Source organism: Ilyobacter sp., assembly GCF_041583315.1.
Taxonomy (GTDB): domain Bacteria; phylum Fusobacteriota; class Fusobacteriia; order Fusobacteriales; family Fusobacteriaceae; genus Ilyobacter.
Genome location: NZ_JBFHGC010000063.1, coordinates 1 through 7,895 on the forward strand (window position 1 = coordinate 1; position 7,895 = coordinate 7,895).

At 34.8% G+C, this 7,895-nt stretch carries 13 protein-coding genes; 9 read left to right on the forward strand and 4 right to left on the reverse strand.

The annotated features are described in order from the left end of the window. From ABZA26_RS03635 to ABZA26_RS03645, 3 genes are all read left to right on the forward strand, one after another. Positions 1–192, forward strand: a 192-nt coding sequence (locus ABZA26_RS03635) for a hypothetical protein (RefSeq protein WP_372713157.1), incomplete at its 5' end; no start/stop codon positions are given. A gap of 1 nt (position 193) precedes the next feature. After that, a complete protein-coding gene (locus ABZA26_RS03640) occupies positions 194–472 on the forward strand; it encodes a hypothetical protein (protein WP_372713158.1) in 279 nt (92 codons plus the stop codon). Position 473: 1 nt separating this feature from the next. Continuing rightward, positions 474–764 carry a hypothetical protein gene (locus ABZA26_RS03645; protein WP_372713159.1) on the forward strand — a complete coding sequence of 97 codons (291 nt, stop codon included), beginning with the start codon at positions 474–476 and terminating at the stop codon, positions 762–764. A 135-nt stretch (positions 765–899) separates the two neighbouring features. On the opposite strand, the gene ABZA26_RS03650 is transcribed toward ABZA26_RS03645, so the two are convergent. The 4 genes from ABZA26_RS03650 to ABZA26_RS03665 form a co-directional block, all read right to left on the reverse strand. Then, on the reverse strand, positions 900–1,430 hold the full coding sequence (locus ABZA26_RS03650; RefSeq protein ID WP_372713160.1) for a permease: 531 nt from the start codon (positions 1,428–1,430) through the stop codon (positions 900–902). Position 1,431: 1 nt separating this feature from the next. Then, complete coding sequence (locus ABZA26_RS03655) at positions 1,432–1,908, reverse strand: hypothetical protein (RefSeq protein ID WP_372713161.1); 477 nt, start codon at positions 1,906–1,908, stop codon at positions 1,432–1,434. Between the two features lie 44 nt (positions 1,909–1,952). Then, positions 1,953–2,459, reverse strand: coding sequence for a 4Fe-4S binding protein (locus tag ABZA26_RS03660; protein WP_372713162.1), 507 nt, complete (start codon positions 2,457–2,459; stop codon positions 1,953–1,955). Between the two features lie 166 nt (positions 2,460–2,625). After that, positions 2,626–4,065, reverse strand: a complete 1,440-nt coding sequence (locus ABZA26_RS03665; protein WP_372713163.1) for a flavocytochrome c — start codon at positions 4,063–4,065, stop codon at positions 2,626–2,628. Positions 4,066–4,456: 391 nt separating this feature from the next. Between ABZA26_RS03665 and ABZA26_RS03670 the strand changes: the two genes are divergently transcribed. From ABZA26_RS03670 to ABZA26_RS03695, 6 genes are all read left to right on the forward strand, one after another. After that, on the forward strand, positions 4,457–4,738 hold the full coding sequence (locus ABZA26_RS03670) for a helix-turn-helix domain-containing protein (protein ID WP_372713164.1): 282 nt from the start codon (positions 4,457–4,459) through the stop codon (positions 4,736–4,738). Positions 4,739–4,933: 195 nt separating this feature from the next. After that, complete coding sequence (locus ABZA26_RS03675; RefSeq protein ID WP_372713165.1) at positions 4,934–5,242, forward strand: DUF134 domain-containing protein; 309 nt, start codon at positions 4,934–4,936, stop codon at positions 5,240–5,242. A 2-nt stretch (positions 5,243–5,244) separates the two neighbouring features. Further along, entirely contained in the window at positions 5,245–6,438 is a 1,194-nt protein-coding gene (locus ABZA26_RS03680; protein ID WP_372713166.1) for an iron-sulfur cluster carrier protein MrpORP, read from the forward strand. Between the two features lie 84 nt (positions 6,439–6,522). After that, complete coding sequence (locus ABZA26_RS03685) at positions 6,523–6,756, forward strand: DUF5320 domain-containing protein (protein ID WP_372713167.1); 234 nt, start codon at positions 6,523–6,525, stop codon at positions 6,754–6,756. A 74-nt stretch (positions 6,757–6,830) separates the two neighbouring features. Further along, positions 6,831–7,205 carry a NifB/NifX family molybdenum-iron cluster-binding protein gene (locus tag ABZA26_RS03690; RefSeq protein ID WP_372713168.1) on the forward strand — a complete coding sequence of 125 codons (375 nt, stop codon included), beginning with the start codon at positions 6,831–6,833 and terminating at the stop codon, positions 7,203–7,205. Positions 7,206–7,207: 2 nt separating this feature from the next. Next, positions 7,208–7,895, forward strand: a 688-nt coding sequence (locus ABZA26_RS03695) for a P-loop NTPase (RefSeq protein WP_372713169.1), incomplete at its 3' end; no start/stop codon positions are given.

Below are 7,895 nucleotides of genomic sequence, written 5' to 3' on the forward strand. Positions count from 1 at the left end.
AAGGTGATAGATCACTATGAGGATATGTCCCTCACAAGGGCGTTTCTCTATAGAGGACGCACTTCATTTCAGAAACTAGTTAATGTTATGGATTTCGAAGCAAACACATCAAAGCTTCAAATCATCGAAAAATCCATTTCTTTTATTGAATTACTTGAAGAACATATGGATTCCAGAATCGAGGTAAGATAATATGAGCGGATATAATTTTTCATACAACATTTACAAAAATTACATTGTTGATATTTTTGAATATGATCTTCCAAAAGGATATTATCTCAAAATAATCGAGCACTACGAGGATATGCCGCTAACGAGGGCTTTCCTCTACAGAGGACAAATTTATTTTCAAAGACTTGTTAATGTTATGGACTTTGAAGTAAATACACCAAAGCTTCAAATCATTGAAAAATCCATTTCCTTCATTGAACTGCTTGAAGAACGGATAAATTCTGGAATCGAGGTAAGATAATATGAGCGGATATAATTTTTCATATAACATTTACAAAAATTACATTGTTGATATCTTTGAATTTTATGAAGACACCAGTTTTACCAGAGCTTTTATTTATAAGAAAAATTACTTAGGTCGATACCTAGTAGAAATAAAAGATTTCCCCATGGGAACCGAAATAGATACTGTCCTGACAGAATCTGAAAAATTCATCACGGCTCTTGAAAAGCTCATTAACCAGTTAAAGACCAAGAAAGTTAAGCAAAAATCAACTGCTAAAATTATAGAAGAAGATATTAATAATCTGTAATTTTGAAAAACCCAATCTTCAACTAAAATACATATTGTCATAAATATAAAAGAGTGAGCATCTTAATAGATGTTCACTCTTTTGATATTATAAATCCAAACCTGTTGAAGAGACTTTGGCCGTATAAAAATCCTCCTACAAACTTTCTGCATTGATATATATTTTATCTACTTCTTCTTTAGGAATCAGACCGGAAATCATCTTGGACATAATTATTATTCCGAAAATGTCTATCACCAGCCTGCTAAAGGCAAATTTAGATCCTAGAGACGCCATTTCAAAGAGAAACATAGGTATCTTGGTGGTGGACCAGGCTCCTAAAAATACTATAATATTGCTGAATTTAACCCCTTTTTTCATAAATACTGCTGCCACAGGAAAGGCTCCGTATAGGGGTCCTGCTGCTGCAGATCCGATAAACAGAGCAAGGATAACTCCTTTAATTCCTGAATCCTCCCCCATATATTTAACCATAGTTTCTTTTGGAATCCAGTTATCCAAAAGTCCCAACAAGATAAACACAGGAGGGATTACCAGTGCCATCTCCTTCATAGAGTAAGCAGTGATCCCCACAGCTTTCGTTCCCATTTCATGATTCACAAAGAATAAAGCAGTCAAAATAATCAGTGTAATCATAAAAAATTTATACCTTTTAATAAGTTTCATTTTACCCCACCACTATTCCTATTATATAAGCCACAATAAATGAAAAAAAGAAGGCCATTAAATTTCTAAAAATTGCCAGCCGTTTACCAAAATATTTCACCTCGATAGGAAGGGTCACAAGACCTACCATCATAAGAGTGGAGATAAAAGCCGCAACCTGCATATAACCTGCTCCGTTTTCCAGCAATATAGAGGCTGTAGGAAAGGCCACAAAGCCCGGGATCAAAGTTACCGATCCTATTATTCCAGAAACTAATACTCCAATCCATCCTGACTGGTTACCTATAACCTTAGATATTGTTTCAGGATTAAACACTGCCAAAAGTACTCCCACAAGAACTATTACCCCTAAAAATTGAGGAAGTATATTCTCAAAAGACTTCAACGCTTTTTTTAAAGATTTTTTAGTCTTGTTTTTATCTTTAGAATATGAAATAGTCAGAAGAAGCAAAGTAACACCATATAAAGCTAAATTCAAAGATTTCACCGCCTTTGAGTTATATTAGATATATTCACAAACAATTATTTATTTCTCACCTTTATTTGATTTATAAGTCCGGCGATATTCCCTGCATGACATAGTTCGCCGCAGTAAACTCTAGGTTTCATAAGTATCCCCATTGTAATGGCTAAAATACTTGTAGCTACAAATCCCATATACATGGCCGGTCCCAACTGATATATATCCTTGGATTTTACAATTCCAGAAACCACTTTCACAGTCAAAAGCAATGTAAAGCTGTATCTGGTAACCTTGTTAGTTATAAATTTGGGTATTTTGAACCCCATACTGAACCTAGTCAAAATTTTCTGAAGACCTCCGCCTCTAGGGCAAAAATAAGCACAGTAAGGTTTCCCCTTACTGAATAGTGATAAAATTACCGCCATGGACATTGAAATAAGTCCTAGAATACCAAACCTTATATCAAAAATCGGCAGTATCCACATGAATAAAAATATTATCCAGGTGTAATTTTCATAAAAATTCTTTTTCTTTTTGGATGATTTAATCAATTGTTTTGAAAACATCCAGTCACCTCCATGATTTTCAAATAAATATTAGCTTATTAAAAAATAATTATATTATAATTTAATTATATAATACATTGCTTTTTTCTCAATGTCAATTTTTTTTAAGCTGCTATTCTAAAATTTTAAAAACCCATGTTTTGACTGGATATTTTAAATAAAACATCTATATTTTAGACTGATTTACTATGTTTTTCCCGGCAATTTTTCCAAATACCAGACATTCTGTGATTGCACAACTTCCCAGTCTGGAAGCTCCGTGGACTCCACCTGTGACTTCTCCTGCTGCATATAATCCCTCGATTACGTCTCCCTCTATACTTATTACCCGGGCATCAGCATCTATCCTTATTCCTCCCATGGTAAAATGAACCTTCGGCCAGAGTCTCATGGCATAGTAAGGTGCCTCACAAATCGGAGATGAATTTTCAATAAGAATCTTCCCAAAATCCTTGTCCACACCCTCTTTATAATTTTCATTAAACCTATTTATAGTTTCTTTTATCGCTTCTGCTGGTATTTCATAAAAATCCGCCACTTCTTCCAGGGTATCAAACTTTCTCACAACTTTTCTCTTTAAACCAGTATCTATGTTCCAACCAGCTTCTTTTACAGCTTTTGAATCAGCAATACCAATACACGGATGGCCAATAGAGAGCAGTTTGTCTGAAAGAGTTTTACGGTCTGAAAGCTCATTTACAAATCGTTTTCCAGTAGCAGAATCTACAATGATGCCATACTGAAATACTATATATTCTGAAAACATAGGTCCAACTCCATAACCTGCCTCATCAGGAGAAGCCCACGGTCCAAGCTGAATATGTGACAGCTGCACAGGCATAGCCCCTATTCTTATGGATTCTTTTATTGTTTCTGATGTGGCAAAAGGTTTATTGGTGGTACCTATCTTCTCTGTGAGCCTAGGATCCTGGGAAGACCTGAAATCAACATCAGCTCCGAATCCTCCTGTTGCCAAAACAACTCCTTTTTCAGCTTTTATATATCTGTCTTTACCTTTTTTAGGGTCCTTATAGTCATAATCTTCTCTGACAACGATACCACATACTCTTCCCTCTGAATTCATAATAAGATTTTTTAAATATGAGCTGAATCTGACCTCCATTCCCAGTTCATTTATCTTTTTCATCTGTTTTTTTATAATTGTAGCACCTGTGACATTCTTTGCAGTATAACAACGAGGAACAGAGTGCCCTCCGAATATATCTATTCTGTCCAGATATTCCACCCCCAGATAATCAACCGACCACTGGAATACATCATTTGCATTATCTACCAAAATTCTTACAAGTTCTGGATAGTTTATCCCCAGACCGGCCTTTAACATATCCCCATACATAATATCTGTAGAGTCATGAATACCGTACTTATTCTGAAGAGCTGTCCCAGGTGCAGCGATTCCACCGTCACTAATAATAGAGTTCCCTCCGGCTGCCTTCATTTTTTCAAGAATAACAACAGAAGCTCCGGAGTTATTTGCCTCTATTGCAGCTGTAAGTCCTGCAAAACCGCTTCCTACCACTACAACATCTGTTGTTTCGTCCCATTTATCAACTTCATTCTCAAATCCGATTATTTTTCCTCTCATATATACTCCTCCTATTTGCTGAGATATTTATTCATAACAAATCTTTATATATTCAGCATATACCCCACTAATAAAGATAACATTTATAAATTTTTTAAATTATATTCCAGAATATTATTGTAGTGCATTTTTTTAGATTCGTCCATAAAAACCAACTAATGCCCTGCCTTTGTCACAAACAACATTTATTCTAAAAAAATTTAATAATCATTTATAAGTAGTGGTGAGAAACGCTTTTAATTGCGATCTCCAATTATTATGCAGTAATTCTTTAGAGTTCAGATAACAACTTAAAATATTACTTTATAAATTGTAAAAGAATTTTAATAACTTCAGAATAACATTTTTACTTTTATAGATTGAGATACTTCTATAAGAAGTACACTTAAATTTGTATAAGAACAAAAATAATTATAAAACAACATATTATAAAGATGGTAAAGAAATTTTTCTCTCTGCAAAAGAGATTAAAATTATGAAATTTTTTATGGAAAATCCCAACATCATATTTACAAAAGACCAGCTCTACGAGAAAATCTGGAATGATGTTTTTATAGATAATAATTCTGTCAGAGTTTACATTCTCAATCTTAGAAAAAAAATTGAAGATGACCCACAAAAACCAAAATATCTTAAGACCGCATGGGGAATTGGATATAAATTTACAGTTTAAAAATAAAGTTTACATCTCTCAACAAAGAATTTTTTTTGTGAGTTTTGGCTCAGCCAAAATAGCTCACCTGATTCTTCTTTGGTGGGGGATTTTTTTTATTTCTAAATTTAATTTTATATTTATGTTGACAAAATAATAAAATAGGAGTAGACTTAAAGTGTGCATATGCACATACTAAAGTTAGGAGGAGGTTTTATGCCACGTTTTAGAAAGCAAAGATGCTGCCGGGTATTAGATGGGGATAGAACCTTTAAACCCACCGGAATTAAAATGAAAGAGTTAGAAATAGTAGATATTCATTTAGATGAGTTTGAAGCCATTCGTTTGTGTGATTTTGATGGAAAAAACCAGATAGAAGCCAGTGAAACAATGGGTATTTCAAGAGGTACTATCCAAAGGCTTCTCCAGTCAGGGAGAAAAAAAATAGTTGATGCATTGCTTAATAATAAAGCAATAAATATAAAAAATAATTATAAAAACATGGAGAATGAGGAGGATATTTAATTATGAGTTGCCAAAGCAGTAATCCAGATGAACAGGATATCAGAATCAAAAATAACATGGATAAAATCAAACATAAAATAGTAGTTATGAGTGGTAAGGGGGGAGTAGGAAAATCTACTATGTCCACAAACATAGCCTACGGTCTATCCCTCGCAGGAAAAAAAGTCGGTATTTTGGACGCAGATCTTCATGGTCCCAATATCCCTCTTATGCTGGGAGTGGAAGGAACAAAGCTTCCGTCTCTTGAAGAACCTTTGAAATTAAGTGATAATTTAAAGGTAGTTTCTCTAAGCTTTTATCTGGAAAACTCCAATGATCCCATCGTGTGGAGGGGCCCTGCAAAAATAGGTGCTATCAGACAGCTCTTAGGGGATGTAAACTGGGGAGAGCTTGATTATCTGGTAGTTGACCTACCGCCTGGTACAGGAGACGAGCCTCTTACAATTGCACAGACTTTAGGAAAAGTCGACGGAAGTATCATCGTTACTACTCCTCAGGATGTTGCTATCTTAGATTCCAGAAAATCTGTCAAATTTTCAAAAATGGTAAAAATGCCAGTAATGGGAATAGTAGAAAATATGAGTGGTTTTGTATGCCCTCATTGTGACGAAAGAATAGATATCTTCAAAACCGGGGGTGGAGAAAAAGCAGCCCAGGAGATGGATGTAGCTTTCTTGGGTAAAATACCTATGACTGCTGAAATGGTAGAAGCTGGAGATGAAGGAAAGCCTTATATTTTCTCAAAACAAGAGGGTGTGGCTTATAACGCTCTAAATTCAGTAATAACAAGTATTATAAATAAAACAGAGGGGGTTAAAGAAACTATGAACAATCTAAAAATAGCTTTTCCAACTAATAACGGTGAAACTGTAGAGTCTCATTTCGGGCACTGTAAACAATTTGCAATTTACACAATGAACGGTAAGGAAATCCTCAGCAGAGAATTAGTAGATGCTCCGCCACATGAGCCTGGATTACTTCCAAAATTCCTTGGTGAACTCAAAGTAAACACAATAATAACAGGAGGAATGGGGCAAAGAGCAATAGACCTGTTCACAGTTCAGAATATCGATGTTATCCTCGGAGCAGCTGGAAACATTGATAGTAATTTGAAAGAATATACCGGAGGAGAACTCTGCTCTAAAGGATCTGCTTGCAGCCACAACCATGATGAGGGTCACAGTTGTAGTCACTAATTAATAAAAACCGGATATCCGGTTTTTATTATAATTATAATGTTGGATAATCAAATAATATCATCTACAAATAGGAGGTTTGTTATGTTTGGAAGAAGATCAGGCTTTCATAAAGGTTTCAATAATTTCAATACTTCAGAGAATGGAAATCAATTTGGAAGATGTACAAGAAAAAACGGAGAAAGATATTTTTGCAGAGGCAGATTCAGAATGTCAGTGAAAAGTGATCAGGATAGAAAAGAATTTTTAGAAAATGAGAGAGATATTTTAAAAAAAGAATTAGACAATCTGGAAAACCTCATCTCTGAATTGGATTAATCCCGTCATAAATCATGTTCAGTAGTTTTAATCAGAGCTAAAAATATTTAGCAATTTTAAAGGAGGAATATATAATGAAAATAGCAGTAGCGTCTAAAGGAGAAGGTTTAAAAGCAGAAATTGACAACATGTTTGGAAGAGCAGAGTACTTTGTAATAGTCAATTCAGAAAATATGGAAGTTAAGACTATAGAAAATACAGCAAAAAACGAATCAAATGGTGCAGGTGGAAAAGCTGTAAAATTACTTTCAAATGAAGGAGTAGAAATAATTGTTGCTCCTGAGCTAGGACCAAAAGCAGTCACAGCAGTAGAAGCCTTTAAAATCAAGGCATATAAAAAAGACAGTTTTAAAACAGTAGAAGAGGCTGTAAAAGCTTATAAAGATGGAAAATTAAATGAGTTTGAATCTGCTTCTGTAAGAGAACATTCAGGACTAAGAAGGGCATAATAATGAAAGTAGCTGTATTGAGCGGAAAAGGTGGAACAGGAAAAACTACTGTTACTTCAAATCTTGCTGTAAATGTCCCAGGCTGCACTGTAATAGATACTGATGTGGAAGAACCAAACTTACATATTTTCTTTGATTTTAAATTTAATCAGGAAAACAGCATTGAAACAGAATACCCAAAAATAAATATGGAAAACTGTAGCCTATGTGGAAAATGCGGGGATTTTTGCAGATATAATGCCATCCTACCAGCAAAGGACAGGGTACTTGTCTTTAAAGAGATATGCCACAACTGCGGCGGATGTAAAATTGTCTGCCCTACAGGGGCAATCCAATATGAGAAAAGAGAGATCGGAAAAATATACAAAAACAACTCTGACTCCTCTATTCAAATGAAATATGGAGAACTGAATATTGGAGAGATGTCTGGGGTAAGGATAATTGAGCAGCTCAAAAAATCGGTAGAAAACGATCCAATAGTTTTTATTGATTGTCCACCTGGGACTTCATGTGCAACAGTAGCAGCTGTGGAAGAAGCGGACTATGCAGTCCTAGTCTCAGAACCTACACCTTTTGGTGTGAGTGATATGAAGATGGTTGTAGAGATGCTAAGAGCCATGAAAATTCCATTTGGTGTAGTCGTGAATAAAGCCGGTCTTGGAAATAATGAAATATATGAATACTGTGCCA

Coding starts and splice junctions, on each gene's coding strand:
- ABZA26_RS03640 (WP_372713158.1), top strand. CDS start 194: ATGAGCGGATATAATTTTTCATACAACATTTACAAAAATTACATTGTT.
- ABZA26_RS03645 (WP_372713159.1), top strand. CDS start 474: ATGAGCGGATATAATTTTTCATATAACATTTACAAAAATTACATTGTT.
- ABZA26_RS03650 (WP_372713160.1), bottom strand. CDS start 1,430: ATGAAACTTATTAAAAGGTATAAATTTTTTATGATTACACTGATTATT.
- ABZA26_RS03660 (WP_372713162.1), bottom strand. CDS start 2,459: ATGTTTTCAAAACAATTGATTAAATCATCCAAAAAGAAAAAGAATTTT.
- ABZA26_RS03665 (WP_372713163.1), bottom strand. CDS start 4,065: ATGAGAGGAAAAATAATCGGATTTGAGAATGAAGTTGATAAATGGGAC.
- ABZA26_RS03675 (WP_372713165.1), top strand. CDS start 4,934: ATGCCACGTTTTAGAAAGCAAAGATGCTGCCGGGTATTAGATGGGGAT.
- ABZA26_RS03680 (WP_372713166.1), top strand. CDS start 5,245: ATGAGTTGCCAAAGCAGTAATCCAGATGAACAGGATATCAGAATCAAA.
- ABZA26_RS03685 (WP_372713167.1), top strand. CDS start 6,523: ATGTTTGGAAGAAGATCAGGCTTTCATAAAGGTTTCAATAATTTCAAT.
- ABZA26_RS03690 (WP_372713168.1), top strand. CDS start 6,831: ATGAAAATAGCAGTAGCGTCTAAAGGAGAAGGTTTAAAAGCAGAAATT.